Origin of the sequence: Streptomyces sp. NRRL S-37, from assembly GCF_000721605.1 — a bacterium.
Classification (GTDB): Bacteria; Actinomycetota; Actinomycetes; order Streptomycetales; family Streptomycetaceae; genus Streptomyces.
Genome location: NZ_JOIZ01000006.1, coordinates 121922 through 147749, shown reverse-complemented (window position 1 = coordinate 147749; position 25828 = coordinate 121922). Strand labels below are relative to the sequence as shown.

Below are 25828 nucleotides of genomic sequence, written 5' to 3'. Positions count from 1 at the left end.
CCTCAGCGCAGCTTGGGGTCGAGGGCGTTGCGTACCGCATCGCCGAACATCAGGAACGAGAGCACCGTGATCGAGACCATCACCGACGGGACGATCAGGGTGTGGGGGGCGATACGGAGCTGCTCACGTCCACGCGCCACGTCGCCGCCCCAGGAGACGGCCGTGTCGCCGAGACCCACGCCCAGGAAGGACAGGGTGGCCTCGGCCGCGATGTAGCCGCCGAGCGCGATGGTCGCCACCACGATGATGGGCGCGACCGCGTTGGGCAGGATGTGCCGGAGCAGGATCCGGGACGTCGAGGCGCCGAGCGCCTTGGCGGCGACCACGTAGTCCGCCTGCTTGATGGTGATCACGGCGCCGCGGGCCACACGGGCGATCTGGGTCCAGCCGAGGAAGGCGAGGGCCAGGATGACGACCGTGACGGTGCGGTCGTCGAAGGAGTTGAGGATCACCAGGGCGCCGAGCAGGAACGGGATGCCGAGGAAGATGTCGGTCAGCCGCGAGAGCAGGGTGTCGGTCCAGCCGCCGAAGTAGCCGGCGACCATGCCGATGACCGTGCCGAGGACGGTGACGGCGAGGGTGACCCCCACACCGACGGTGATCGAGGCGCGGGCGCCGTAGACGACCCGGGCGTAGATCGAGCGGCCCTGGACGTCGTAGCCGAACCAGTCCGGGGCGAAGAAGTGGCCCCAGTTCGGCTTGCCCAGGTAGTGCTTGGCCAGGTCGGCGTCGCGCGGCGAGGCGCTGGTGAACAGTCCCGGCCAGGCCGCCATCACCAGCAGGAACACGATCAGCACGGCCGAGACCAGGAACAGCGGGTTGCGCCGCAGGTCGTGCCAGGCGTCGGACCAGAGGCTGCGCGCCTTGTCGGGGGCCGGGCCGGAGTCGGTCACGACGACGCCGGCGGTGCTCGCGGTGTCCCCCGGAAGGGCGTCGACCGTCTTCTCGATGGTCTTGTCAGGCATACCGGATCCTCGGGTCCAGGACCGCGTAAAGCAGGTCGACGATCAAGCTGGCGGCGAGGTAGATGAGCACCATCAGCGAGGCGATGCCCACGACCGTGGCGCCCTCACGCCGGCTGAGCGCCTCGTAGATCTCGATACCGATGCCCCGCACGTTGAAGATGCCCTCGGTCACGATGGCGCCGGTCATCAGGCTGCCGATCTCGATGCCGAGGAAGGTGACCACGGGGATCAGCGAGTTGCGCATCAGGTGGACACCGATGACGCGGCGGCGCGGCAGTCCCTTGGCGATGGCGGTGCGCATGTAGTCGGAGCGCAGGTTCTCCGCGATCGACGTACGGGTCAGCCGGGCGACGTAGGCGAGGGAGAGCGACGCCAGCACGGTGGCGGGAAGCGCGAGCTGGGAGAAGTTCGTCGAGTCGGTCACCGTGGGGGTGGTGACGGACCACTTGAACGCGAGCAGGTACTGCAGCAGGAAGCCCAGCACGAAGGACGGCATCGAGACGAGGAACAGGGTCAGCGTCAGCAGTCCGCGGTCCCGCAGCGTGTCGGGGCGCAGGCCGGCGACGACGCCGAGGCCGATGCCCACGAGCGTGACGAAGGTGAAGGCGAAGATCGTCAGTCTGATCGTCACCGGGAACGCGTCGGCGATGACGTCCCCGATGGGCCGCTGACTGGCGATCTGGGTGCCGAAGTCGCCCTGGACCAGCCCGGTCATGTAGTGCACGTACTGCTGCAGCAGTGGCTGGTCGAGACCGAGGTCCTTCTTGATGCTCGCGACCACCGCCGGGTCGTACGCCTGATCCCCCATCATCGCCCGGACGGGGTCGCCGGGCAGGGCGTACATCATACAGAAGATGATCAAGGTTGACCCGATGAAGACCGGGATCATCTGGAGCAGTCGTCGTGCGACATAGCGCCCCATAGGTGCCTCCGTGAGGGGTTAACGCAGGTGGGGGGCCGCCTCCTGATGACGAGACGGCCCCGCGCACCTCCCACCGCCGCCTGAGCGGCGGCGGGTTTACGGCCGAGTGGGAAGATCCCCGAGGATCCTCTTACTTGGTGGTGACGGCCCACACTTCGAGGTCACCGTGGAAGTCGACGTTGACGTTGTCGACGTTCTTACCGTGGCCGCCGTTGATGCGGTAGTACCAGAGCGGGATGGCCGGCATGTGCTCGACCAGCTTCTTCTCGACCTCCTGGAAGGCCTTCACCGACTCTTCGAGGGAACCGGCCTTGTCGGCCTCGTTCATCAGGTCGTCGATCTCCTTGTTGGAGAAGCGACCGTTGTTGGCCTCGGCGGTGGTGTGGTAGAGCTCCTTCATGAAGTTGGCGTTGACCGGGTAGTCGGCGACCCAGCCACCGCGGTACATGCCCTTCACCTGGTCGTTGTCACGGGCCTCGAGGTCCGTGGCGAAGTCCGGCTTCGGGTCGCCGACGCAGTTGACGCCGGTGGCGTTGCGGATGGACTCGCAGACCGCGGTCACCCACTCCTTGTGCCCACCGTCGGTGTTGTACTGGACGGTGAACTTGTTGCCCGGAACGCCACCGCCCTCCTTGATGAGCTGCTTGGCCTTCTCCGGGTTGTACGTGAACACGTCGGTGTCCAGGTCCTGGTTGCCCTTGACGCCCGGCGGGGTGAAGGACTCGGCCGGCGTGCGGGTGTTGTTCAGGACGGTCTTGGTGATCGTCTCGCGGTCGATCGCCATCGACAGGCCCTGCAGGACCTTCGGGTCGATGTCCTTGAACGTCTTGGAGTAGAACGCCGGGGTCAGCGTCTGGATGGCCGCGTACGGCTGCTCGATGGCGCCGTCACCGAGGTCCTGCTTGTACTTCGGCAGGTCCGTCGGGCCGACCTGGCGGATCATGTCCAGGTTGCCGGAGACGACGTCCTTGTAGGCGGCCTCGAGCGTCGTGTAGGCCTTGAACTGGACGCCCTTGTTCTTCGCCTTGTTCGGGCCCTGGTACTCGTCCCAGGCCTTGACCTGGATGAGCTTCTTGTGGTCCCACTTCTCGAAGGTGTAGGGACCGTTGCCGACCGGCTTCTGGCCGAAGGCCTTCGGGTCGTCGTAGAAGACCTTGGGCAGCGGGGCCCACGTGGTGTAGCCGAGCTTGTAGTTGAAGTACGGCATCGTGTACTTCAGCTCGATGGTGAAGGTGTGGTCGTCCACGGCCTTCAGACCGGACATGGTCTCGGCCTTCGGCTCGCCCTTCTCCGGGTGAACGTCGTCGTAACCCTTGATGTCCTGGAACCAGAAGGAGTTCTGCTGGTTGTTCTTGATGTTGGCGTACCAGTTCCAGGCGTCGATGTACGACTTGGAGGTGACCTCTTCGCCGTTGTGGAACTTCCAGCCCTTCTTGAGCTTGACCGTCCACGTCTTCGAGTCCTCGGTGGTGACCGACTCGGCGTTCGTGTAGACGATCTCACCCTTGGCGTCGAAGTCCAGGAGCTGGGTGAACAGCGCCTGGATGACGTACGAGCCGTTGGACTCGTTGGTGTCGGCCGGGATCAGCGGCTTCTGCGGCTCACCGACGTCGATCGAGACATACCCCGCAGGGCCGGAACCCTTGCTCTCCCCCTCGCCACTGTCGCCGCCTCCACAGGCAGTAGCGGCCAGCGCGACGACTATCGCACCCGCGACCCACTTGGCGCTCTTGGCACCGCGCATGGGTTCCTCCTCATGAGTCCATTGGTTCACCGCAAAGAGGAGCACACGACATCTCTCCGTCCACCGCCCGTCGCCGGTACCGGAGATCGTCAAGTGCCCCCGCGCTCGTGAGTCGGCGCTGTCAGCGCGTGACCCGTTCAGCCGAGCTCTACGCGCCTAACTATCTGCCATTCGTCACCGGCCGAACCACACCCCCGAGGTATCGGTTCGATCACAGCTGGGTCCTACATCTTCCAAAATCCGGACAAAGCGTTTGGTGAAAGATCCCTGCGAAACGGACTTGTTACACATCTATCGGGGGTTGCTGTCCGAATATCGGACGATCACCTGGGGGAAAACCGATTGCGCGTAACGTGGCCGCCGTGCAAGGTGTGCCTGAGGGCTGCCGTGCGCTCAGCACGCCCGGCCGGCAGGGCCGTTGGTCAGGGACCTCGGGGCCCGGATCCGTCGGCCGCGGGGCGCGCCGCTCCGTGAGCAGGCTAGTGCGATCCGGCCGTTTCGACGGCATGCACCGGCCAGGTCAAGGGTTTTCCCTACCCGCGCGTCTGCTTCCCTCTCCGTGTTTTCCCTTTCCCGCCCCGCCCTTTTCCTTGCCTTGACTCCGGGCTGCTCCCGACGGCGTCCCTCGCCTCATACACGCGAACGGCGCCGGACGCCCTGTGCGGGTGTCCGGCGCCGTTCCCGTCCGTGAGGAGCCGCTGCTGGTGAGCGTCAGCCGTGCTTGGCGCGGCTCGCGGCGCGGGCGCGCTCGCGGGCGTCCAGGTTCACCTTGCGGATGCGGACCGCCTCCGGGGTGACCTCCACGCACTCGTCGTCGCGGCAGAACTCCAGGGACTGCTCCAGCGACAGCTTGCGCGGCGGCACGATCGACTCGGCCACGTCGGCCGTGGACGACCGCATGTTGGTGAGCTTCTTCTCCTTGGTGATGTTGACGTCCATGTCGTCGGAGCGCGAGTTCTCGCCGACGATCATGCCCTCGTACACCTCGGTGCCGGGCTCGACGAACAGCACACCGCGCTCCTGGAGGTTGGTCATCGCGAACGCGGTGACCGCGCCGGCGCGGTCGGCGACCAGGGAGCCGTTGTTCCGGGTGGTGAGCGTGCCGAACCAGGGCTCGTGGCCCTCGTGGATGGAGTGGCCGATGCCCGTGCCACGGGTCTGGGTCAGGAACTCCGTACGGAAGCCGATCAGACCGCGGGAGGGCACCACGAACTCCATGCGCACCCAGCCCGAGCCGTGGTTGGACATGTTGTCCATCCGGCCCTTGCGGACACCCATGAGCTGCGTGACGGCGCCCATGTGCTCCTCGGGGACGTCGACCGTCATGCGCTCGACCGGCTCGTGGACCTTGCCGTCGATCTCCTTGGTGACGACCTGCGGCTTGCCGACGGTGAGCTCGTAGCCCTCGCGGCGCATCTGCTCGACCAGGATGGCCAGCGCCAGCTCGCCGCGGCCCTGCACCTCCCAGGCGTCGGGACGGTCGGTGTCCAGGACGCGCAGCGAGACGTTGCCGATCAGCTCGCGGTCCAGGCGGTCCTTGACCTGGCGGGCGGTGACCTTGCGGTCCTTGACGGCCGCCTTGTTGTCGGCGCCCTTGCCGGTGCCGCCGCGGCCGACCAGCGGGGAGGTGTTGGTGCCGATGGTCATGGAGATGGCCGGCTCGTCCACCGTGATCAGCGGCAGCGCGACCGGGTTCTCCTGGTCGGCCAGCGTCTCGCCGATCATGATGTCCGGGATACCGGCGACCGCGCAGATGTCACCGGGGCCGGCCTTCTCGGCGGGCTTGCGGGTGAGCGCCTCGGTCATCATCAGCTCGGAGATGCGCACGTTGGAGACGGACCCGTCGCGCTTCATCCAGGCGACCGTCTGCCCCTTCTTCAGCTCGCCCTGGTGGACGCGGAGCAGGGCGATGCGGCCGAGGAAGTTGTCGGCGTCGAGGTTGGTGACGTGCGCCTGGAGCGGGGCGTCCTCGTCGTAGGACGGGGCCGGGATGGTCTCCAGGATGGTGGAGAAGAACGGCTCCAGGCTGTCGGAGTCCGCCGGGACCGTGCCGTCCTCCGGCTTGGTCAGCGAGGCGATGCCGTCGCGGCCGCAGGCGTAGACGATCGGGAACTCGATCTGGTCCTCGTCGGCGTCCAGGTCGAGGAAGAGGTCGTAGGTCTCGTTGACGACCTCGTCGATCCGGGAGTCCGGACGGTCCGTCTTGTTGATGCAGAGGATGATCGGCAGCCGCTGCTGGAGCGCCTTGCGCAGCACGAAACGGGTCTGCGGCAGCGGGCCCTCGGAGGCGTCCACCAGCAGCACCACGCCGTCGACCATCGACAGACCGCGCTCGACCTCGCCGCCGAAGTCGGCGTGGCCGGGGGTGTCGATGATGTTGATCGTGATGGGCTCCCCGCCGTCCTTGGGGTGGTACTTCACCGCCGTGTTCTTGGCGAGGATCGTGATGCCCTTCTCACGCTCCAGGTCGTTCGAGTCCATCATGCGGTCGTCGACCGAGTCGAGCTGGTGCGCGGCGAAGGCGCCGGCCTGCTTGAGCATGCCGTCGACGATGGTGGTCTTGCCGTGGTCGACGTGGGCGACGATGGCGACGTTGCGGATGTCGTGGCGCGTGGCCATAAAAGGCGTACTCCCGGAGTGCTGAGGAATGCCCCGCACGAGCGTCTGTGGTGTGCGGGCCCTGCCGGGCTGAACACGCCTCGGCCTCACCCCATGGTACGGGGCGACGGCGACAAGGGCTCGCGTGGCCGTCGCGGTCTGCCCGACACCCCGGTGACCTGCCCGTCAGTCGTCCGCCGACGGCTTGGCGCTCTCCGCGCCCGGCCCCCGCGCCGGCTTCTTCAGGAAGCCCATGTCCTCGTACACCGGCGTACGGAATCCGAACGCGCCGGCGTTGGCCAGGTTCTTGCGGGCGGCGATGAGCTGGGGGCGCTGGTAGAGGGGGATGGAGCCGGCCGCCGCCCAGATGCGGGAGTCCGCCTTGCGGAGCAGGGCGCGGCGCGCGGAGTCGTCGAGCGTGGTGACGGCCTGGTCGAAGAGCTGGTCGACCTGGTCGGTGCCGACGCGGGTGTAGTTCTGCTCCACGTTCAGCGAGCCGTCGGCGGCCGGGACCGGTTTGGCGTGGACGGGGCGGGCGTCGGTGGCGGGGTAGGCGGTCGCGGGCCAGGAGTACAGGGCGAGGTCGTACTCGCCGGAGGCGATGTGGTCCTTGAAGTAGCTCTCGTCGTCGACCTTGGTGATCTTCGTGCCGATGCCGATCCGCTCCAGCATCGCCGAGATCCGGCCGGCCACGGTGCGCAGCGTGCCCGAGCCCGGTCCCGAGGGCAGGACGAAGCGGAGGGTGAGCGCCTTGCCGTCCTTGGCGACGCGGGCGTTCCCGGCCCGTGCCGGGGCGGCGGTGCCCTCGGGGGCGTAGGCGCCGGGGGCGCCGCCCTGCTTCAGCCGCTTGGTACTGGTGCCGGAGTCCCGCGGGGCCTTGTCGTCCTCCCCGACGATGTACGTGCCGTCGTCGCCCTCGGACTCGGTGTCCTCCTCGGAGTCCCCGCCCTCCGGGCCGGCCGCCTCCTCCTCGTCCTTCTCCTTCTCCTTCTTCACCGGCCCGCCCGGCACCCAGCCGGCGTCCGCGAGCAGCGCCCTCGCCTCCTTGGCGTCCTGCTCGCCGAGGGCGCCGCTGCCGTCGGCGTAGGCGGCCTGGCCGGACAGCGCGAGGTGGCTGCCGAGGGGCACGGCGGGCAGGCCGAGGGGTTTCAGGACCGTCTCGGCGATGGCCTTGCGGTCCAGTGCGCGGGCCACGGCACGGCGGACCCGCTCGTCGGCGAGGGGGCCGTCGGCGCCGTTGAGGGCGAGCTGGGTGTAGGCGGGCTCCAGTGACGTGCGCACCTCGAAGCCGGTGAGGGCCTTCCGCTGACGGGCGTACCTCACCTTCTTCTCGCGCAGCTGCTCGCGGGCGGAGATCTCCTCGTCGGCGGCCTCCTCGTCGGAGCCGTTGGCGACGGCCCAGGAGCGCAGCGCGTCCGCGGCGGACCGCTCGGCGCCGGGGCCCATCAGGGGGCTGCTCGCGCTCCGCGGCAGCGCGGCGGCGGTGATGCGGCGGGCGGCGGCCGGGCCGATCTCGGCCAGGTCGACGGTGCCGGCGCCGAGCGCGGAGATCCGCTTGGCGTGGGGCACGGCCCGCAGCACGATCGTGGAGAGCTTCGCCGGGTCGCCCCACCAGCGCGCGTTGCGGGTGAGGGTGACCTCGTCCTTCCGGGTGTCGACCTTCTTCACCGTGAAGGGCCCGGCGGTGACCTTCAGCTTCTTGCGGGCGCCGTCGTTGAAGGAGTCCGGGGTGCCCATGACCTCCTTCGGGTACAGCGGTGTGAACAGGGACTTCCAGTCGGCGTAGGGACGGCTGAAGGTGACCTTGACCTCCAGGTCGTTCTCGCCCCGCTCGATCTTCTCGATGCGGTCGTAGCCGGCGTTGCGGGCGCTCCAGTAGGCGGTGTCCTCGCCGGACAGGGCGCGCCACTGGGCGGCGAAGTCGGCGGCGCCGATCTCGCGGCCGTCGCTCCAGACGGCCTGCTGGTTGAGCCGGTAGAGCACCACCTGCCGGGGTTCGGTGTCGACGACCTCGGCGGACTCCAGGTAGTCGGGGTTGCGCACCGGCCGGCCCCGGCCGTCCATCCGGTACATCGACGGCAGGACGGCCTGGGCGACCCGGGCGGTGGTGGTGTCGGCGTCCGACTGGAAGGTGTTCAGGGTCTCCGGGACGGTGTCCACGGCCCAGCGCAGGGTGCCTCCGTCGGCGATCGCAGACCGGTCGGCGCGTGCGATGTCCGCTCCCGCGAGGGGCTTGCCCGACGGGTCGTCGGAGCCGCATCCGGCCAGCGCGGGCACCGCGAGCACGCCGACGGTGAGGAGGGCGAGCGGGCGCAGAGCCGCGCGCGGGCCGACACCGTCGTAGGACATCTCTGGGTACCTCCGGGAAGCCGCGGGCGTTACGATCACTTTTGGTGGTATTTGGCGCTCATCCGATGTACGCGGCCCACTGAAGAGGAAAGGGTTCGGCAACTCAGGGCGACACGGCGGCCACGGGTGTCAAGCCCACCCGTGCGGCGCAAAGCACCGGAGAGCGCACCCGTGCGCCTCGGCCAATCGATGCACATCCCTTCACAGCACAAGGTGTGACGCGCAACACTCGCAGGCGCACGAACGTTGCCGCCTTGGGCCAGAAGGACCCGTGGAAGTGAGGGCAAGTCATGTCCGTGCACGACGAACTGACATCCGTCCAGCGCTGTCTCGACGACCTGATCCGGTCGGTGGGACGCCTGGAGAAGGAGATCGGCAGCGGCGGCCTGGAGATGCGCCGCGTCCGCGTCGACACCGATCATCTGCGTGAGAGCGTGGCGCTGCTGCGGGAGACGGCCCCCGTCGTCGCGGCCGCGCGGAAGCGCCCCGATCTCGTGACCATCTCCGACACGCCGTACGACCCCTCGCTGTGGGTGGACACGGACGACGAGGGCCTCGGCGCCCGTGACCGTCACGCCCCCTGACCCTCCCGCCGATCGCGACGCCCCCCGACCCCTACCGGAGTGGACAAGTGGCCACTGGTACGGAACCTCCCGCCACACAACCCCGTCCCCGAAGCGGCGGTGTGAGAACCGGTACGCGCGCCGCGATCGCCGCACCGCACCTGCGGACCGACCGCTGGTGGCTGGCCCCGGCCGCCACCGCGGCCGGCCTGCTCGCCTTCGTCGTCTACTCGACCTGGCGGGCCTTCGCGAACGCCGACTACTACGCGGCGCCGTACGTCTCGCCGTTCTACTCGCCGTGCCTCGCGGAGAACTGCGAGCCGATGCGGGCCGGGCCGAACGGGGAGATCTTCGGAAGCTGGTGGGGCATCTCGCCGGCGATCATCATCCTGATCTTCCCGCTCGGCTTCCGGCTGACCTGCTACTACTACCGCAAGGCCTACTACCGGGGCTTCTGGGCGTCCCCGCCGGCCTGCGCGGTGGCCGAACCGCACGCGAAATACACCGGGGAGACCCGCTTCCCGCTGATCCTGCAGAACGTCCACCGGTACTTCTTCTACGCGGCGATCCTGGTCGCCGGCGTCCTGACCTACGACACCGTGCTCGCCTTCCGCGACGAGCACTACGCGTGGGGCCACATGGGCCTGGGCACCCTGGTGTTCCTGGTCAACATCGCGCTGATCTGGGCGTACACCCTCTCCTGCCACTCCTGCCGGCACATCGTCGGCGGGAAGCTGAAGCACTTCTCGAAGCATCCGGTGCGCTACCGGATGTGGCAGTGGGTGGGCCGGCTGAACGCCCGGCACATGCAGCTCGCCTGGGCGTCGCTGCTGAGCGTGGCCCTCGCCGACTTCTACGTCTATCTCGTCGCGTCCGGTGTCTTCGACGATCCGCGCTTCTTCTAGCTGGGGGCTGTGACTGATGTCCGTGGTCGACCGACAGGAGTGGGACGTCGTCGTGGTCGGGGCCGGCGGCGCGGGCCTGCGCGCCGCCATCGAGGCGCGCGAGCGGGGCGCCCGTACGGCGGTGATCTGCAAGTCGCTGTTCGGCAAGGCGCACACCGTGATGGCCGAGGGCGGCATCGCGGCGGCGATGGGCAACGTCAACGCCGGGGACAACTGGCAGGTCCACTTCCGCGACACCCTGCGCGGCGGGAAGTTCCTCAACCAGTGGCGGATGGCCGAGCTGCACGCCCAGGAGGCGCCGCAGCGGGTGTGGGAGCTGGAGACCTGGGGCGCGCTGTTCGACCGGACGAAGGACGGCCGGATCTCGCAGCGCAACTTCGGCGGCCACGAGTACCCGCGTCTCGCGCACGTCGGCGACCGTACGGGCCTGGAGCTGATCCGCACCCTCCAGCAGAAGATCGTCTCGCTCCAGCAGGAGGACTTCCGGGAGACCGGGAAGTACGAGTCCCGGCTGAAGGTCTTCCAGGAGTGCACGGTCACCCGCGTGCTGAAGGACGGTGAGCGGGTCTCGGGGGTCTTCGGCTACGAGCGGGAGTCGGGGCGCTTCTTCGTCCTGGAGGCGCCCGCCGTCGTCATCGCCACCGGCGGCATCGGCAAGTCGTTCAAGGTGACGTCGAACTCGTGGGAGTACACCGGCGACGGGCACGCGCTGGCGCTGCTGGCCGGGGCCCCGCTGCTGAACATGGAGTTCGTGCAGTTCCACCCGACGGGGATGGTCTGGCCGCCGTCGGTGAAGGGCATCCTCGTCACCGAGTCGGTGCGCGGGGACGGCGGGGTGCTGCGCAACTCCGAGGGCAAGCGGTTCATGTTCGACTACATCCCGGACGTCTTCAAGGAGAAGTACGCCGAGTCCGAGGAGGAGGGCGACCGCTGGTACGACGACCCGGACCACAACCGGCGCCCGCCCGAACTGCTCCCCCGCGACGAGGTGGCCCGCGCGATCAACGCCGAGGTGAAGGCGGGCCGCGGCTCCCCGCACGGCGGGGTCTTCCTGGACGTGTCCACACGGATGCCGGCCGACGTGATCAAGCGGCGGCTGCCGTCGATGTACCACCAGTTCAAGGAGCTGGCGGACGTCGACATCACGGCGGAGGCGATGGAGGTCGGGCCGACCTGTCACTACGTGATGGGCGGCATCGCCGTCGACTCCGACTCGGCGGCGGCGCGCGGGGTGCCGGGGCTGTTCGCGGCCGGTGAGGTGGCCGGCGGGATGCACGGCTCCAACCGGCTGGGCGGGAACTCCCTGTCCGACCTGCTGGTCTTCGGGCGCCGGGCGGGCTGGCACGCGGCCGAGTACGCGAGCGGGGCGGGGGCCGAGCGGCCCCGGGTGGACGACGTCCAGGTCGGCGAGGCCGCCGCGGAGGCCCTGCGCCCGTTCTCCGCGGAGGGCGGGGAGCCGGACGGGGGGCCGCCGGAGAACCCGTACACCCTGCACCAGGAGCTCCAGCAGACGATGAACGACCTGGTCGGCATCATCCGCCGCGAGCACGAGATGGAGCAGGCCCTGGTCAAGCTGGCCGAGCTGCGGGAACGGGCCCGCCGGGCCGGTGTCGAGGGGCACCGGCAGTTCAACCCCGGCTGGCACCTCGCCCTGGATCTGAGGAACATGCTGCTGGTCAGCGAGTGCGTGGCCCGGGCGGCGCTGGAGCGCACCGAGTCGCGCGGCGGGCACACCCGCGAGGACCACGCCGGGATGGACCGCTCCTGGCGCAACGTGAACCTGCTGTGCGCGCTCGCCGACCCGACGGGCGGTCTCACGGACGCCGGCACGGCGCGCGGCCGGATCGCCCTCACCCGTGAGACCACCGAACCCATCCGCCCCGACCTGCTCGCCCTCTTCGAGAAGGAGGAGCTGGTCAAGTACCTGGCCGAAGAGGAGCTCCACGGATGAGCAGCTACGAGGCCCGCTTCAAGGTGTGGCGCGGGGACGTCGAGGGCGGCGGTCTGAAGGACTTCGCGGTCGAGGTGAACGACGGCGAGGTGGTCCTCGACATCATCCACCGCCTCCAGGCCACCCAGGCCCCCGACCTCGCCGTGCGCTGGAACTGCAAGGCCGGCAAGTGCGGTTCGTGCTCGGCGGAGATCAACGGGCGTCCCCGGCTGCTGTGCATGACCCGGATGTCGGTGTTCGAGCGGGACGAGACGATCACCGTGACCCCGCTGCGGGCCTTCCCGGTGATCCGCGACCTGGTGACGGACGTCGGCTTCAACTACACCAAGGCCAGGGAGGTCCCGGCCTTCGTCCCGCCGGCCGGGGTCGGTCCGGGCGAGTACCGGATGACGCAGGAGGACGTGGACCGGTCGCAGGAGTTCCGCAAGTGCATCGAGTGCTTCCTGTGCCAGGACACCTGTCATGTGGTCCGCGACCACGAGGAGAACAAGCCCGCGTTCGCCGGGCCGCGCTTCCTCATGCGGGTCGCGGAGCTCGACATGCACCCGCTGGACGCGGCCGGGGAGACCGGCCTGGACCGGAGCCGCACGGCCCAGGACGACCACGGCCTCGGCTACTGCAACATCACCAAGTGCTGTACGGAGGTCTGCCCCGAGGGGATCAAGATCACGGACAACGCGCTGATCCCCCTGAAGGAACGGGCGGTGGACCGTAAGTACGACCCGCTGGTGTGGCTGGGGTCGAAGATCAGGAGGCGTTAGGAGGCGTCGGGACGCAGCCAGCCCTCCCGGTACTCCCTCCAGTTCGTCTCCGTCGCCGCGAAGTCGATGTACGGGGCGACGCCGAAGAGTTCGCGGTCGGGGTCCGTGCGGGAGAGGCCGAGGCGGGCGCCGCGGACGGCGGCGGCGACGGTCTCGGCGTGGCCCCAGTGGCTGGGGTTGCTCTCGTAGTAGAAGGGCAGGCCCATCAGCAGGTGCGTGGTGGGCGGGGTGACCTCCAGGGCGAGGGAGGTCTGCTGGGCGACGTAGCCGCCGTAGGTGCTCTCCAGGGGCCGGGCGGTGTCGTACGACATCACGGCGATCTGGTCGACGCGCCGGGCGACCTGGCCGAAGAACTTCTGGGACCACCACTTGGGGTGGTCGGCGAAGAGGCCGGCGACGGTGTGGAGGCCGGGGAGCGGGTCGATCTGGTGGGCGGCGACGGACAGCTGCGCGTCCCGGGCGCGGGTGACGGCGCGCAGGTCGTCCAGGAGGGAGAGGTAGTCCGCGTCGTCGGAGTGCAGGGGCTCCAGGTCGAGGTGGACGCCCTCGTAGCCCACGTCCAGGACCTGACCGGCGCTGTGGACGACTTCCGCGCGGGTGGCGGCGCGGTCCAGCCGCATGCCGTCGGGCCCCTCGGTGGCGAGGACGTCCCCGAGGAAGGCCTGGACCCGGACACCGGGCAGCTCCCGGTGCACGGCGTCGATCAGCCAGCGGGCGCGGGGGTACTTGGACTCCGGCAGCGTCCCGTCGTGCTCCAGCGGCCCGGAGTGGACGTACAGGTCCCGGATCCCGGTGCCCTCGAGACGGCGGGCGAGCGCGGTGACGTCGGCGTCCTTCTTCCGCCCGTCGACCCAGGCGTGCCCGAGCCACATGGCGTCCCGGTCCCGGGTGTACGTACCGTCCGCCGGGTCGCCCATGTAGGTGATCCGCAGGGCGGTCTCGATGGCCAGGAGAGGGACGACCAGGAGAAGCACGACCACGAGAGCACCACGCCGGACCCGGCGGACCCAGGGTCTACGGCGCTTGCCGGCCTGCGCGTCGGGGGTCACGACGGAGTCCCCTCCGGCCGGCTCCGGCGGGGAAGCCTCGTCCGGAGAGGTCCCGTCCGGCGGGGTCGCCGGTTCCCGCGGCTCCGTACGCTCCATGCCGGCTCCCCTTCGCTCGTCGACGCCCCCTGGGCAGCCGCGTGACCGATGTCGAGGGGGAGGACGAGGGGAACGGGTGTTCCGGTTGCGATCATGCGGCGCCGGGCGGTGTCCTCGGGCGCACCGAGGTGGTGCCGCACGGACCGTCAGAACAGGCTCAGCAGCGCCTCCGCCGGGTCGGTGAGGGCGGTGTCCGTGCCGGGGAGGGGGAGTTCGAACCAGACCGTCTTGCCGCGGGGGGTGCGGCGGGAGCCCCAGGCCGCGCTGAGCAGGCCGACGAGCTGGAGGCCCCGGCCGCCCTCGTCGGTGTCACGGGCGCGGCGGCGGCGCGGCTGGACCAGGCCGGAGTCCCAGACCTCGCAGACCAGGGTGCGGTCGAGGAGGAGACGGAGTCTGATCTCCCCCTCGCCGTACCGCAGGGCGTTGGTGACCAACTCGCTGACCAGGAGCTCCGTGGTGTCGACCAGGGGTTCCATGTCCCAGGCGAGCAACTGCGCACGGGCGTACTCGCGGGCGCGGCCCACGCTGCGGGGCTCGCGGGGCAGGGTCCAATCGCCGACGGACTCGGCGGGCAGCCCCTGGACGCGGGCCATCAGCAGGGCGATGTCGTCCTCGCCGTGGTGGGTGTCGAGGGTGTTGAGGACGTGGTCGCAGACGTCCTCCAGGGGGGCGGAGGGGTCCGTCAGGGCGCGCACGAAGGCCTGGAGACCCTCGTCGAGGGGGTGATCGCGGCTTTCGACCAGTCCATCCGTGTAGAGCGCGAGAAGGGCACCTTCGGGCAGTTCGACCTCGACCTCCTCGAAGGGCTCGCCGCCGACGCCGAGCGGTATCCCGGGCGGTACGTCCAGCATCAGCGCGGGCTCGCCCGGTTCGACCAGGACGGGCGGCAGATGGCCCGCGTTGGCGAAGGTGCAGCGTCTGGTCACCGCGTCGTAGACGGCGTAGACGCAGGTCGCCAGGTAGACCTCGGAGAGGTCGGCCTCGCGGGGGCGGCGGGCGGCCCGGGTGGCCTGCTGGACGCCTCCGGGGGCGCCGAGGCCCCGGGCGATCTCGTCCAACTGGGAGAGCACCTCGGCGGGTTCCAGGTCGAGCTGGGCCAGGGTCCGTACGGCGGTGCGCAGTTCGCCCATCGCGACGGCCGCGCGCAGACCGCGCCCCATGACGTCGCCGACGACCAGCGCGGTGCGGTGGCCGGGCAGTTCGATGACGTCGAACCAGTCGCCGCCGACCTCGCTGGGCCGGCCGGTGGCCACGTTGCCGGGCAGGTAGCGGCAGGCGATGTCCAGGCCGGAGGCCTCGGGGTCGCCGGGCGGGAGCAGAGAGCGCTGCAGTATCAACGCGCGTTCGTGCTCACGCCGGTAGAGGCGGGCGTTGTCGATGCAGACGGCGGCGCGCGCGGCCAGTTCCACCGCGAGTTCGCGGTCGCGGTCGCCGAACGGCTCGCTGCCCTTGGTGCGGGCGAACTGCGCGAGTCCCACGACCGTGTCGTGGGCGACCATCGGCACGGCGAGCGTGGACTGCACCAGGCCGCCGTCCCCGCCGGGGACGTTCCGCGGGCGGGCGGTGCGCAGGGCGTCCGCGCAGGGCGAGTTGAACGGGTAGTGGTGGACGGCGCCCAGCTTCACCGGCTCCCCGGTGACGCTGAACGGCGCGTCGGACACGGCGCTGGCGAAGGCGACGCGACGCACCTCCGCGCTGCCGTCGGCGAGACCCGGCGCGGTCTCGTCACCGACCAGCAGGCCCTGGTACAGGTCGACGGTGGCCAGGTCGCAGAAGCCGGGGACGACGACGTCGAGGAGTTCGCGGGCGGTCGTCTCCAGGTCGAGGGAGTTGCCGATCCGGGCGCCCGCCTCGTTGAGGAGGGCGAGATTGCGCCGTGCGGCGGCGGCCTCCCGGGCGGCGGCGCGGCGGGCGGTGATGTCGGTTCCGAGCCAGGCGACGCCGATGGGCCGGCCGCTTCCGCTGTGCACGCGGTAGAGGTTGACGGACCAGTGACGGCGCTCGTCGGAGCCCGGCACGAAGCCCGTGACGTGCATGTCCGTGATGGAGTCGCCGGATTCCAGGACCCGGCGCAGGGTCGCGGCGACCCGCTCGGCCTCCCCGCGCGGCAGATAGTCGTGCACGCCCTTGCCGCGGTGGTCGTCGGGGGTGCCGCCGAAGATGGACGCGAACCGCTGGTTGGCGCGGCGCACCCGCAGGTCGGGGTCGATCAGCAGGAAGCCGAACGGGGATTGGCCGAATATGGCCTGTGAGGCGGCGAGGTCGGTCTCGATGCGGCGCAGGGTGCGGACGTCGACGACGATGCAGACGGCGGCCTTCTCCCCCTCCTCGGTCCGCGTCGGCATGACGTAGACCTCGGCGAGGCCCTCCCGGTCGCGCTCGTCGGCCACCATGGTGGACGGCAGCCGGAAGGGCACCACTCCGGTCCACTCCCGGCCGTCGAGGATCTCGGCCATCTTGCGCTGGCCGCGCTCCCGCCGGACGGGCTCGATGAACGCCTCGATGGGGTCCGTGCCGACGGCACGCTCGGCGGGGATGCCGAAGATCTGCTCGGCGCGCAGGCTCCACTGGTCGACCAGCCCGTCCGGGCCGATGGAGAACGAGGCGACCTTGATGTAGTCGTAGATGGAGCCGGGCGGACTGCTCTGCCACATCGCGTCGGCGGACGGGGCATCGCCGAAGACGGGACCGTCCGCGGCCCCGCTTCTCGCGCCACCCGACAAGTCCTCGGACTCCGTGGCCTTCGCTGGTATCTCGCTCACGCGAACCGTCCCCTCCAGCTCACCGCGTCCGGCACCGGTCACCGGGGGCGGCTGCCCGCAGTATCCAGCACTACGGCGCCGCACAACACGGTGTTCACGATCACAGCACGGTCCCGATGCTTTTCGGTCCGCGCCGTGAGAACACTTCCAGTCTTCTAACCAGCGGACACGTCATCGAACCCCTTCTTCGACAACCTCCGCGACCCCCGGCCGGTCACTCGACGGAAGGGGCGGGCGCGTACACCGTGAACGGGCGTGCGATCCCTCATCTCGGCACCGCGAGTTCGAACCACACGGTCTTGCCGACGGCGCCCGGCCGGGTGCCCCAGCGGCGGGAGGCGGAGGCCAGGAGCTGAAGCCCGCGTCCGCCCTCGTCCTCGGGCCGGGCGGTGCGTTCGTGCGGGGGCTCGGGGAGGGGGTCGGAGACCTCCACCAGGAGGACACCGGTGCGGCCCGTGGGGCGTGTCAGGCGTACGCCGACGGGGGCGGTGGCGTGCCGCAGGGCGTTGGTGACCAGTTCGCTGACGAGCAGGGCCGCGAGGTCGCCGACGCTGTCGAGGTCCCACAGGCGCAGCTGGTCACGGACGGCGTGGCGGGCGGCGCGCACGGTTCCCGGGTCCGCGGAGAAGGTCCACACGGCGTGGTCGCCGTCGGTGTCGAGCACGCGGATCACTTCCCCGGCAAGGGAGTCCACCCATGTCCGGTTTCATGGGGTTAATGGGCACATACCCGATATCCCGGACGGCGTACCGCGTTCGACGGCGCATCGTGGCACGAGCGGCGCGGGAGGGCGCCCACACACCGTCACTCCTGCCCCCGCGCGCCGGACTCGTACGTCACACGCCCTCCCGGAGGCCGAGGTGGGCGAGGGTGCCGCGGACGGCGGGCACGTCGTGGTCGAGCCAGTCGACGTCCCAGATCCGGTCGGGGGTGAGCCAGCGCAGCTCGTCGTGGTCCTCCAGGGGCCGGGGCGCGGCGGATCCGGGGCGCAGCCGCGCGGTCCACACCCGCATCACGTACGGCGTCCGCAGCGGCCACTCCCCCGGGACGCGCTCCACGGCCTCGGCGTCGATCCCGAGTTCCTCGCGCAACTCCCGTACGACGGCCGCCTCGGGGGTCTCGCCCGGCTCGACCTTGCCGCCGGGCAGCTCCCAGCGCCCGGCCAGTTCGGCGGGTGCGCTCCGGCGGGCGGCGAGCAGCCGCCCCTCGTGCCACAGGGCCGCACCGGCCACCACGATCCGCTCGCTCATGCGCCGGAGCCTACGGGAGGTGCGGGCAGGGGCCCGCCGGCGGTCCGGGTCAGTCGGCGGACGTTCCGTTCTGGCCGATCCGCTCGACCCAGTAGAGCTGCTTGTGTCCGCGCCCGTCGAGGCTGTCCGCGATCCGCTCGGCCTCGGCGCGGGTCGCGTACCTGCCCACCCGGTAGCGATTGCCGTTGTCGTCCTGCCGTACGACGAGCCAGGGAAGAGTCACCGTGCCGTCGTTCATCGCTCCCCTCCACTTCCCGTCCGCGGCCGGTGCCGCGCCCCGCCCGATAAGGAAACCCCAGTCCGCATATGCCCGAGCCTACGCCTTACCTTCACTGAGCGAATACGCCTTTTCACAAAGAGGCACGCAACCAGCCAGAACGCAGGGGGCGCACGGTGGCGAACGCGCCGTGCGGGAAGGCTGACACGTCCGGTCAGCGGCACGCCGCCCGGCACGCCGTGCTCCGGGGGCGACCTGGGAGAACGGCCAGATTGCTACGGCACGGGGGCGGTGACGCCACGGGCGGAGCGCCGGAGCGGAGACGGACCGAGAGGCGCGGAAGGGCGCGTGAGGGCGCGCGAGGATCACCCGACGGGAACACGGAGGGCCGGGGACCGGGTCCCGGGGTGCGGGGAGTTTCCGCGGGAGCGCCGGGGGCCGGGGGCGGCGGATCGTCCGGCAGGCGGGGCCGTCCCGTGGGGCCGTTACTTCACCGGGAGGTGGTAGGCGGCCCGGTAGCGGTCGGCGGGGATGATCACGTCGGCGGTCTCGACCGGCCGGCCCGAGGCGAAGTAGGTGCGCTCGATGACCAGGACGACGTGCCCGGGGACGCCGCCCAGCAGCACCAGCTCCTCGGCGAGGCCGGGGCGTGCGCCGACCTCCTCGGTGACGTTGTCCACGATGACGTCGATGGCGCGCATGCGCTCGACGACGCCCATGCCGCCGAGCGGCCCCTCCTCGGGCAGCATCACGGGGGTCCGGCCGGTGAGGGCGAGCGGCTCCCAGGAGGTGGAGAGCATCATCGGCTCACCGGCCTCCCGGAAGAGGTACGTGGTGCGCATCACGCGGTCGCCGGGCTCGATGCCGAGCCGCCCGGCGACGGCGTCGGAGGCCTCGGCCTGCTCGCTGCTGGACTCCCAGGTGCCCCGGGCGCCCGCGTCGGCCTGCTCCTGACGGAACGGCGTGGCCCCCCGCTCCGGACGGAACCCGGAGCGGGCGACCCGCCGGGGCACCGGACGCTCGCGCACATACGTCCCCGAACCGGAGCGGCCCTCGACGAGCCCCTCCGCCATGAGGACCTTGCGCGCCTCCAGCGCGACCGTGTCCGAGACGCCGTACTCCTCGCGGATCCTCGCCTGGGAGGGGAGCCGCGTGTGCGGCGGCAGCCGGCCGTCGACGATCTTCTTGCGGAGATCACCCGCGACACGCAGGTACGCCGGCTGCTCACCGAATGTCACGGGCCGCTCCCATCAGGTTGTACAGACAGCAACAGCGTGGCAACCGTAGGTTGTTTCAGGCAAGCGAAGGCCAAAGAATCACTCGATGTGATGACATCTGCCGAGGGAGGGCTTTACGCAGGCACTTTCTCCCCGCTATGGCGGCTCTCACACCTTCATTCCACCGTCGCCGGTGTCGCGCTCGGCCTCCTCGTCGTACGCGGGCGGCGTGGAGGCCAGCCCCAGGGCATGGCGCGCGGTGACCGAGACATAGGGATCGGTCACCTCCCAGCCCGCGTCGGCGTGCTCGATGTACGTGTCCGCGTCGTCGGCCCCGGCGGCCTTCGCCCACGCTCCTTCCGCCTCCTCCAGACCGGCGGCGAGGTCCCCCACCGCCTGTGCGGCACCGGCGGGCCACTCGTGCGCACGCAGCATCCGGGCCTCCTCGGCGAGCGCGTCCGCGACCTTCGCCGCCCACGCGGTGTGTCCCGGCAGGTCGTCCTCGGGGTAATCCGCCGCGGGGGACGCGTCGAGCGCCGCGTCGAGGACCGCCTCGGCCTCCAGATAGGCCAGTTGGTGCGCGTCGAGGGTGGTCCCGTCCCGGCGCAGCGACCCGGTGAGGGTCTTCCGCGGGTCCCGGTCGCCGAAGATGCAGGTGATCTCGCGGTCGCCGAGGCGCCAGCTCTCCCGGGACGGGACGAGGTGGTACACGCCCACGGTGGCGGGCAGCGCCCAGCCGTCCATGACGTAGGCGTCCTGAAGGCCGTGGCACCGCTCGCCGGCGGTGCCGGCGAGGCCGTCGTCGCCCGGATAGCGGTCGCCGGGGAGGCGGACGACGGCGAAGACCTCACCGTCGTGCTCCCGCGCGCAGGGCACCCGGTCGGCGTCGGCGGACCAGCCCTCCAGCCCGCCGGGCGAGTCGAAGCACTCGCCCTTGGCCAGGGCGAGGACGCTGTCGCCGCGCGTCCCTTCCTCGATGGCCTCCCAGACGTCGCCCAGGACACCGAAGGAGAAGGCCGCCGTCCACAGCGCGAGCCCGAGCGACGACAGCGCGGCCCCGGCGATCGCCATCCCCCGCCCCCGCTCCCCCCGCCGCTCGATCTGCCGCAGCGCGACCAGCCCCAGCACCAGCCCGGCGGCCGGCACCAGGCACAGCACGCCGAACACCAGGGCGGCGACGGCGACACCGTTGACGACGGCCGGCGGCCGGGGACCGTACGGCCCGTAGAGCCCGTACGGCGCGGGACCGGGCCCGCCGCCGTGGGGGAACCGCGGCGGTGGACACGGGACCTGGCCCTGGGGAGCGGGGTGCTGCCCCGGGGGGACCTGAGGTTCCTGCGGGGGCCCGTGGGGCGGAGGCATGGACACGAGCCGCATCGTAGGCGCGAGGTGACGGCCCTCGTCCCCGGGGCACCTTCACCGGCTTCGGCGGCGGGGCCCGGGTGCCGGCCGGGTGACCCTGGGGCCGCGCAGGGAACGCACAAGGACCCCGCGCGAGCACCTGAACCGGCTGCCCCGGCGGCACGACGGCGGGTGACCCGTCCATGGGGTGGACCACCCGGTTCCGTTCAGTCGTCGAAGGCGGTGGCGCGGGCGCGCTTCTCCCAGGCCAGGACCTCCGCGCGGACCTGGTCGAGGTGCGCGAGGATCCCGTCGACTCCGTCGGCACCGAGCGGCAGCCGCAAGGGGGTGTCCGCCGCCTCCAGGGCGGCCAGGATCAGGTCCGCCGCTTTCGCGGGATCGCCGGGCTGGGTGCCGTCACCGCCGGCGACGGCGGAACGGGTCTCGCCGACCTTGGCGTAAAGGCCGCTGTCCGGGCTGACCCCGGCCCGGCTCGTCTCGAACAGACCGGTCCGGAACGACCCCGGCTCGACGATCAGCACCTTGACGCCGAACTCCCGCACCTCGTCCGCGAGCGCCTCCGACATGCCCTCCAGCGCGAACTTGGTTCCGCTGTACGCCGCGAAACCGGCGAAGGAGAGCTGCCCGCCCATGCTGCTCATCTGCACGATCGCCCCCGAGCGCCGCTCCCGCATGCTCGGCAGCACGGCCCGCACCAGCGCGGCGGGGCCGAGGACGTGCACGTCGAACAGCTCGCGCAGCTCGTCGTCGGTGGTCTCCTCGAACGCCCCGACATGGGTCCGGCCCGCGTTGTTGACCAGGACGTCGATCCGGCCGTGCCGCGCCAGCACGTCCCGCACCGCGGCCTCGGCGTCCTCGACGTCCGCCACGTCCAGGCGCAGCGACTCCACCTGGTCCGGGTGGGCGGCGACCAGGTCGTCCAGCGCCTCGGGCCGGCGGGCCGCGCCGATCACCACATCGCCGTCGGCGAGGGCCGCCTCGGCGATCGCCCGGCCGAATCCGCTGCTCGCGCCCGTGATCAGCCACACCTTGTTCATCCCGGCTCCTCGTGCCTCGGTCGCCCTTCGGTTCGTGTGAACCACCCTGCCGCCGGGACGGGGCGCCCGTCCAAGACCTACGCTGACAACCGATGGTTATGAGGACGGACGTTCACCTGCGGGAGCTGCGCTATTTCCTGGCCGTGGCGGAGGAGCTGCACTTCACCCGTGCGGCCGAGCGCGTGTACGTGTCACAGCCCGCGCTGAGCAAGCAGATCCGCGCGCTGGAGCGGCAGCTCGGCGTCGAGCTGTTCCGGCGCGACCGGCAGAGTGTGGCGCTCACCGCCGCCGGTACGGCACTGCTGCCGCACGCCCGGCGCGTACTGGAGGGCTGGGAGGAGGCGGCCGCGGCGGTGGAGCGGGCGCGGGCGGCCCAGCGCAGCACGCTGGTCGTGGGCATGAGCACCAGCCCCGGCCGCGGCGGCCTGCTCCCGGCGATCCGCTCCCGCTTCACCGCCGCGTACCCGGACGCCGCGGTCCGGCTGCGGCAGGTCGGCTGGGAGGACCCGACGGCGGGGCTCACGGACGGCGGGGCGGACGTGGCGTTCGTCTGGCTGCCGCTGCCCGACGCCGGCCGCTACGGCTGGGCGGTGGTCGCCGAGGAGCCGCGCCTGGTCGCCCTCCCCGAGACGCACCCCCTGGCCGCCCGTACGGACCTCACGCTCGCGGACCTCGCCGGCGAGCCGTTCCTGGCGCTGCCCCCGAGCGCGGGCGTCCTGCGCGACCACTGGCTCGCCCTCGACGAACGCCCCGGCGGCCCGCCCCGTGTCGGCGCGGAGGTCGCCGGCACGGAGGAGACCTACGAGGCCCTGGTCGCCGGCCTCGGCATCTGTCTGGTGGCCGCGGGCAACGCCCCCCTGATCACCCTCGGCGGCGTCACGACCCGCCCGGTCCACGGCCTCTCCCCGAGCCGGTACGTCCTGGCCTGGCGGGTGGAGGACGGCTCCCGCCCCCTGGTCCGGGGGTACGCGCAGGCGTGCCGCCGGGCGACGGGGCGGGCGTAGTCCGGGCGGGAGCGGCCCTGGCTCGCACCGGGCGCACAGGGGGCCGTTAGCATGTGCGGACCCATGGCGACCCACCGATCACCCGATCTTCATACACAGACCAGGCAGTGAGAACAGAACCCAGCCGCGCACCGGCGCGCATACGTCAGCCGCAGGCGATGCTGTGGGCGGCCGCGGGCGTCGCGACCCTCGGATTCCTCATAGCCCTGGAAGTCACCGCGCGCCGCTACGGCCTGCCGGGCCCGGTCACCCACCACGCCCGCGAGCTGGTCTTCGCCCCCGACTCGGGACCGCTGCTGTACGCCGGTCTCGCACTGGCGATGGTGGTGCTCACCTGGCGGCAGCGGCTCGTCGCGGCGGGCACGGCGATCGGCGTCGACGTCGTCTTCTTCCTGGTGCGGTGGGCGGCCGGCGCCGAGATGAACTTCGGCAACGGCGCGCTGTGGGTGGTCCTGGGCCTCGCGGTCGTCGCCGTCACCCGCCGCACCGGAGCGGAACGCCTCCTGCTGCTGAAGGGCTCCGGTCTGGGCCTGCTCCTGGTGGCCGGCCACAAGACGGGCGACACCTGGCTGCTCATCACCTCGAAGACCCGCCCGACGGTGCTCGACCCGTACGTCGCGCTCGCCGACCGCGCGCTGGGCGACCCGTCGTGGCTGGCCGGCCGGATCGTCGAGGCCACCGATCCGGTCGGCCCCTTCCTCCTCCACGTGGTCTACGGCCAGCTCCCGCTGGCGGCGGCGCTCGTCGGGCTGTACCAGCTGCGCCGTGTGGCGGTGGAGCGCCGCTTCCCGGCCCACCACCTGGTGCGCACCTTCCTGGTCATCGGCCTGCTCGGACCGGCCGTCTACATGATCTTCCCGGTCGTCGGACCGGTCTACGCCTACGGCGCCGACGGCGGAGCGTGGGCGGTGGGCCACCTGTGGCCGGACACGCTGCCGTCCATCGGCACCCCGCACCCGGTCCCGTTCGACGGGATCACCCCGCGCAACTGCATGCCCAGCCTGCACACCGCGTGGGCCGTCACCCTCTTCGTCCACACCCGCGAGGGCTCGCGGGCGATGCGGTACGCGGGCACGTTCTGGCTGGTCGCCACCCTCTCGGCGACGCTGGGCTTCGGCTACCACTACGGCGTGGACCTGGTCGCCGGTGTGGTGTTCGCGCTCACGGTCGAGGCGGCGATGCGCGCGCTCGCACGCGGCTGGGACCGGCCGGCCACCTGGCTGGTCGTCCACGGCGCGACGGTCTTCACCGTGCTGCTGGTGTCGTACCGGTGGCTGCCGGAGCGGATGGCCGCGTACCCGTGGGCGTTCGGTCCGCTTCTCCTCCTGCTGATGGCCTCGGTGATCCACGGCTACGCGCGCGCCACCGCGCGGTGGGAGACGACGGCCGCACCCGCGCGGCCGGCCCCGGAGCCACGGCCGGAACCCGTCTGATCCGGGCCGCGTCAGGAGCCGGCCGCCGTGGACGGCTCCGGCCCGGTGGGCGCCGGGCTTCATGCCGACCGGCTCGGTGGAACCGAGGACGACTCGACTTTCACATGCGCCGGAACCATCGACACTTTCGAGCAATCGGCGCGTAAGTTTCCGCTCCATCCGGGCGCATGTCCGGGGCGACCGCCACCCCTTCACGCTCCGGCACGACACCTGCGCCGCCCGCTCCACCCCGTTGACCTGCGGTGAACTCCGACTCGAACCAAATCATATGACTTTTATTGCCTCGTTACTTGGGGCCTGTCATGATGTTGAACGCCGGGTGAACGGTCGAACGTCATCCGCATCAACTTCGAATGTTTCGCCTACCGGGTCCCACAGGACCCCTCTGCTCGTTGCTTCTGAGCGCATCGCCGGAGATCGCCCAATGGCGGGAATCCCCGGCGCGCCGTGAAGAGCATCCGCACATCGTCGTGCACGGCCCCACCGAACCCGTCGCGCCCACCACGGCACCACCGTCCCGTGTGACGGATCGAACCCGCCGGAGTACGGCACTCCTCGCTACCTGCACCCGCGGCGAAGGCGTCGCCGAACGGAGGTTCACGCTGTTGTCCGTCGACCAGATGATCGAGTTACCGGGTCTGGACCGGATCCGCACCCGGGACCCCAACAACCACCTGCACTGCCGCAAGACCCAGCTCCTCGCGTACGTCGGCGGCCACACCCCCTGGTCCGACCTGCTGATGTACCGGGCCCTGGGCTCCACTTCGGCCATCCACCGCCACTGCCACCTGCGCGGCGGGGACCGCTGGGCGTTCGACACCCCGTACGTGGACGACGACGACCTGCGCCTGCTCGGGTTCGAGGTGTTCTCGGCCGGGACCGTGGACCTGGACCGCTTCGAGTCCGGCCTGACCGACTTCCTCGCCGCGGGACAGCCGGTGTTCTTCTACGCGCCCCGGCACCACTTCCCCCACTGGGTGGAGTTCATGCGCCGGGTCGGCACGCTCCCCGAGGAGTACCGGCTCCTGCACTCGTTCCTCGTCTGCGGGGCGAGCGGCACCGGCGTCCTGCTGGTCGACAACACCGCCGACGACCACGAGTACTTCCCGCTGACCGTGGGATGGGACGTGCTGCGCGACGGCTACGCCCGGGAACCCGAACGCTGGTTCACCGGCTGCGCCACCGTCCGGCAGGTGGCCGAGCCCGACCGGGACGGGTTCGAGGACGCCTACCGCGCGTTCCTGGCCGGCTTCCGCGACGGCTTCGAGCTCTACGACGTCATCGGCGACAACCTCGTCGTGGAGCGCGCCTCGGTCGCCGCCGCCTATCGCGCGCCCGGCGTCAACAGCATGGCGCTGCTGGCCGGTTCACGGACCCTGTTCTGCCGGTTCCTGGAGCTCACCGAGCACAGCGAGCGGGTCCGCGCCGCCTACACCCGCGTCGCGCAGCTGGCCACCGTGCTGTCGGACCGGGTCACCGCCTTCCAGGCCGGGCTGCCCGCCCTGCCGGCGGACCGGATCCGCCGCGGCCTCACGCAGCTACGGCTGCACGAACAGCGGGCGGCACGGCTCCTCGTCGACGAGGCGGCCACCCTCCCGCGGATCCTGCCGGTCCCGGCCCGTGGCCGGTAACCACCTCACACG

20 protein-coding genes are annotated in these 25828 nt (G+C 71.1%); 7 read left to right on the top strand and 13 right to left on the bottom strand.

Features of this window, described 5'->3' with window-relative positions; translation table 11 throughout:
• Positions 1 to 2: 2 nt before the first annotated feature.
• From IH50_RS0111240 to IH50_RS0111220, 5 genes are all read right to left on the bottom strand, one after another.
• On the bottom strand, positions 3 to 965 hold the full coding sequence (locus IH50_RS0111240) for an ABC transporter permease (RefSeq protein WP_030860005.1): 963 nt from the start codon (positions 963 to 965) through the stop codon (positions 3 to 5).
• Complete coding sequence (locus tag IH50_RS0111235; RefSeq protein ID WP_030860004.1) at positions 958 to 1887, bottom strand: ABC transporter permease; 930 nt, start codon at positions 1885 to 1887, stop codon at positions 958 to 960. Before IH50_RS0111235 ends, IH50_RS0111240 begins: the two co-directional genes overlap by 8 nt.
• Positions 1888 to 2017: 130 nt before the next feature.
• Positions 2018 to 3631 carry a peptide ABC transporter substrate-binding protein gene (locus IH50_RS0111230; RefSeq protein ID WP_030860001.1) on the bottom strand — a complete coding sequence of 538 codons (1614 nt, stop codon included), beginning with the start codon at positions 3629 to 3631 and terminating at the stop codon, positions 2018 to 2020.
• A gap of 711 nt (positions 3632 to 4342) precedes the next feature.
• Positions 4343 to 6250 (bottom strand): translational GTPase TypA, encoded by a 1908-nt coding sequence (gene typA / locus IH50_RS0111225; RefSeq protein ID WP_030860000.1) that lies wholly within the window; start codon positions 6248 to 6250, stop codon positions 4343 to 4345.
• A gap of 165 nt (positions 6251 to 6415) precedes the next feature.
• On the bottom strand, positions 6416 to 8578 hold the full coding sequence (locus IH50_RS0111220; RefSeq protein ID WP_030859998.1) for an ABC transporter family substrate-binding protein: 2163 nt from the start codon (positions 8576 to 8578) through the stop codon (positions 6416 to 6418).
• Positions 8579 to 8868: 290 nt separating this feature from the next.
• On the opposite strand from IH50_RS0111220, the gene IH50_RS0111215 reads away from it, so the two are divergent.
• From IH50_RS0111215 to IH50_RS0111200, 4 genes are read left to right on the top strand one after another with little or no spacing between them, the layout of a single operon-like run.
• Positions 8869 to 9162, top strand: a complete 294-nt coding sequence (locus IH50_RS0111215) for a hypothetical protein (protein WP_030859996.1) — start codon at positions 8869 to 8871, stop codon at positions 9160 to 9162.
• A gap of 47 nt (positions 9163 to 9209) precedes the next feature.
• Positions 9210 to 10046 carry a hypothetical protein gene (locus tag IH50_RS0111210; RefSeq protein ID WP_030859994.1) on the top strand — a complete coding sequence of 279 codons (837 nt, stop codon included), beginning with the start codon at positions 9210 to 9212 and terminating at the stop codon, positions 10044 to 10046.
• 16 nt (positions 10047 to 10062) lie between these two features.
• Positions 10063 to 11997 carry a fumarate reductase/succinate dehydrogenase flavoprotein subunit gene (locus IH50_RS0111205; RefSeq protein ID WP_030859991.1) on the top strand — a complete coding sequence of 645 codons (1935 nt, stop codon included), beginning with the start codon at positions 10063 to 10065 and terminating at the stop codon, positions 11995 to 11997.
• A complete protein-coding gene (locus IH50_RS0111200) occupies positions 11994 to 12758 on the top strand; it encodes a succinate dehydrogenase/fumarate reductase iron-sulfur subunit (RefSeq protein WP_030859989.1) in 765 nt (254 codons plus the stop codon). Before IH50_RS0111205 ends, IH50_RS0111200 begins: the two co-directional genes overlap by 4 nt.
• Here IH50_RS0111200 and IH50_RS0111195 read toward each other — a convergent pair.
• From IH50_RS0111195 to IH50_RS0111160, 8 genes are all read right to left on the bottom strand, one after another.
• A complete protein-coding gene (locus IH50_RS0111195) occupies positions 12755 to 13903 on the bottom strand; it encodes a glycoside hydrolase family 18 protein (protein WP_030859987.1) in 1149 nt (382 codons plus the stop codon). The two genes, IH50_RS0111200 and IH50_RS0111195, sit on opposite strands and share 4 nt — an antisense overlap.
• Positions 13904 to 14049: 146 nt before the next feature.
• A complete protein-coding gene (locus IH50_RS0111190; RefSeq protein ID WP_030859986.1) occupies positions 14050 to 16665 on the bottom strand; it encodes a SpoIIE family protein phosphatase in 2616 nt (871 codons plus the stop codon).
• Between the two features lie 265 nt (positions 16666 to 16930).
• A complete protein-coding gene (locus IH50_RS0111185) occupies positions 16931 to 17359 on the bottom strand; it encodes an ATP-binding protein (RefSeq protein WP_030859984.1) in 429 nt (142 codons plus the stop codon).
• A gap of 142 nt (positions 17360 to 17501) precedes the next feature.
• Positions 17502 to 17915, bottom strand: a complete 414-nt coding sequence (locus IH50_RS0111180) for a (deoxy)nucleoside triphosphate pyrophosphohydrolase (RefSeq protein WP_030859982.1) — start codon at positions 17913 to 17915, stop codon at positions 17502 to 17504.
• A 49-nt stretch (positions 17916 to 17964) separates the two neighbouring features.
• Complete coding sequence (locus IH50_RS0111175; protein WP_030859980.1) at positions 17965 to 18153, bottom strand: hypothetical protein; 189 nt, start codon at positions 18151 to 18153, stop codon at positions 17965 to 17967.
• A gap of 464 nt (positions 18154 to 18617) precedes the next feature.
• Positions 18618 to 19370, bottom strand: coding sequence for a GntR family transcriptional regulator (locus IH50_RS0111170; protein WP_030859978.1), 753 nt, complete (start codon positions 19368 to 19370; stop codon positions 18618 to 18620).
• A 147-nt stretch (positions 19371 to 19517) separates the two neighbouring features.
• On the bottom strand, positions 19518 to 20717 hold the full coding sequence (locus tag IH50_RS0111165) for a DUF4190 domain-containing protein (protein ID WP_037872295.1): 1200 nt from the start codon (positions 20715 to 20717) through the stop codon (positions 19518 to 19520).
• Between the two features lie 200 nt (positions 20718 to 20917).
• On the bottom strand, positions 20918 to 21748 hold the full coding sequence (locus IH50_RS0111160; RefSeq protein WP_030859974.1) for an oxidoreductase: 831 nt from the start codon (positions 21746 to 21748) through the stop codon (positions 20918 to 20920).
• A 92-nt stretch (positions 21749 to 21840) separates the two neighbouring features.
• On the opposite strand from IH50_RS0111160, the gene IH50_RS0111155 reads away from it, so the two are divergent.
• The 3 genes from IH50_RS0111155 to IH50_RS0111145 all read left to right on the top strand — a co-directional run bounded on the left by IH50_RS0111155 (position 21841) and on the right by IH50_RS0111145 (position 25816).
• Positions 21841 to 22752, top strand: coding sequence for a LysR family transcriptional regulator (locus IH50_RS0111155; RefSeq protein WP_030859972.1), 912 nt, complete (start codon positions 21841 to 21843; stop codon positions 22750 to 22752).
• Positions 22753 to 22910: 158 nt separating this feature from the next.
• Positions 22911 to 24185, top strand: a complete 1275-nt coding sequence (locus IH50_RS0111150) for a phosphatase PAP2 family protein (protein WP_030859971.1) — start codon at positions 22911 to 22913, stop codon at positions 24183 to 24185.
• 620 nt (positions 24186 to 24805) lie between these two features.
• A complete protein-coding gene (locus IH50_RS0111145) occupies positions 24806 to 25816 on the top strand; it encodes a hypothetical protein (RefSeq protein WP_158801187.1) in 1011 nt (336 codons plus the stop codon).
• Positions 25817 to 25828 lie beyond the last annotated feature (12 nt).

Excerpts from the sequence above, each read along its gene's own strand:
- IH50_RS0111235 (WP_030860004.1), bottom strand. The coding sequence starts at position 1,887 with ATGGGGCGCTATGTCGCACGACGACTGCTCCAGATGATCCCGGTCTTC.
- IH50_RS0111220 (WP_030859998.1), bottom strand. The coding sequence starts at position 8,578 with ATGTCCTACGACGGTGTCGGCCCGCGCGCGGCTCTGCGCCCGCTCGCC.
- IH50_RS0111175 (WP_030859980.1), bottom strand. The coding sequence starts at position 18,153 with ATGAACGACGGCACGGTGACTCTTCCCTGGCTCGTCGTACGGCAGGAC.
- IH50_RS0111240 (WP_030860005.1), bottom strand. The coding sequence starts at position 965 with ATGCCTGACAAGACCATCGAGAAGACGGTCGACGCCCTTCCGGGGGAC.
- IH50_RS0111200 (WP_030859989.1), top strand. The coding sequence starts at position 11,994 with ATGAGCAGCTACGAGGCCCGCTTCAAGGTGTGGCGCGGGGACGTCGAG.
- typA (WP_030860000.1), bottom strand. The coding sequence starts at position 6,250 with ATGGCCACGCGCCACGACATCCGCAACGTCGCCATCGTCGCCCACGTC.
- IH50_RS0111155 (WP_030859972.1), top strand. The coding sequence starts at position 21,841 with ATGGTTATGAGGACGGACGTTCACCTGCGGGAGCTGCGCTATTTCCTG.
- IH50_RS0111205 (WP_030859991.1), top strand. The coding sequence starts at position 10,063 with ATGTCCGTGGTCGACCGACAGGAGTGGGACGTCGTCGTGGTCGGGGCC.
- IH50_RS0111180 (WP_030859982.1), bottom strand. The coding sequence starts at position 17,915 with ATGAGCGAGCGGATCGTGGTGGCCGGTGCGGCCCTGTGGCACGAGGGG.
- IH50_RS0111145 (WP_158801187.1), top strand. The coding sequence starts at position 24,806 with ATGATCGAGTTACCGGGTCTGGACCGGATCCGCACCCGGGACCCCAAC.
- IH50_RS0111195 (WP_030859987.1), bottom strand. The coding sequence starts at position 13,903 with ATGGAGCGTACGGAGCCGCGGGAACCGGCGACCCCGCCGGACGGGACC.
- IH50_RS0111160 (WP_030859974.1), bottom strand. The coding sequence starts at position 21,748 with ATGAACAAGGTGTGGCTGATCACGGGCGCGAGCAGCGGATTCGGCCGG.
- IH50_RS0111230 (WP_030860001.1), bottom strand. The coding sequence starts at position 3,631 with ATGCGCGGTGCCAAGAGCGCCAAGTGGGTCGCGGGTGCGATAGTCGTC.
- IH50_RS0111150 (WP_030859971.1), top strand. The coding sequence starts at position 22,911 with ATGCTGTGGGCGGCCGCGGGCGTCGCGACCCTCGGATTCCTCATAGCC.
- IH50_RS0111215 (WP_030859996.1), top strand. The coding sequence starts at position 8,869 with ATGTCCGTGCACGACGAACTGACATCCGTCCAGCGCTGTCTCGACGAC.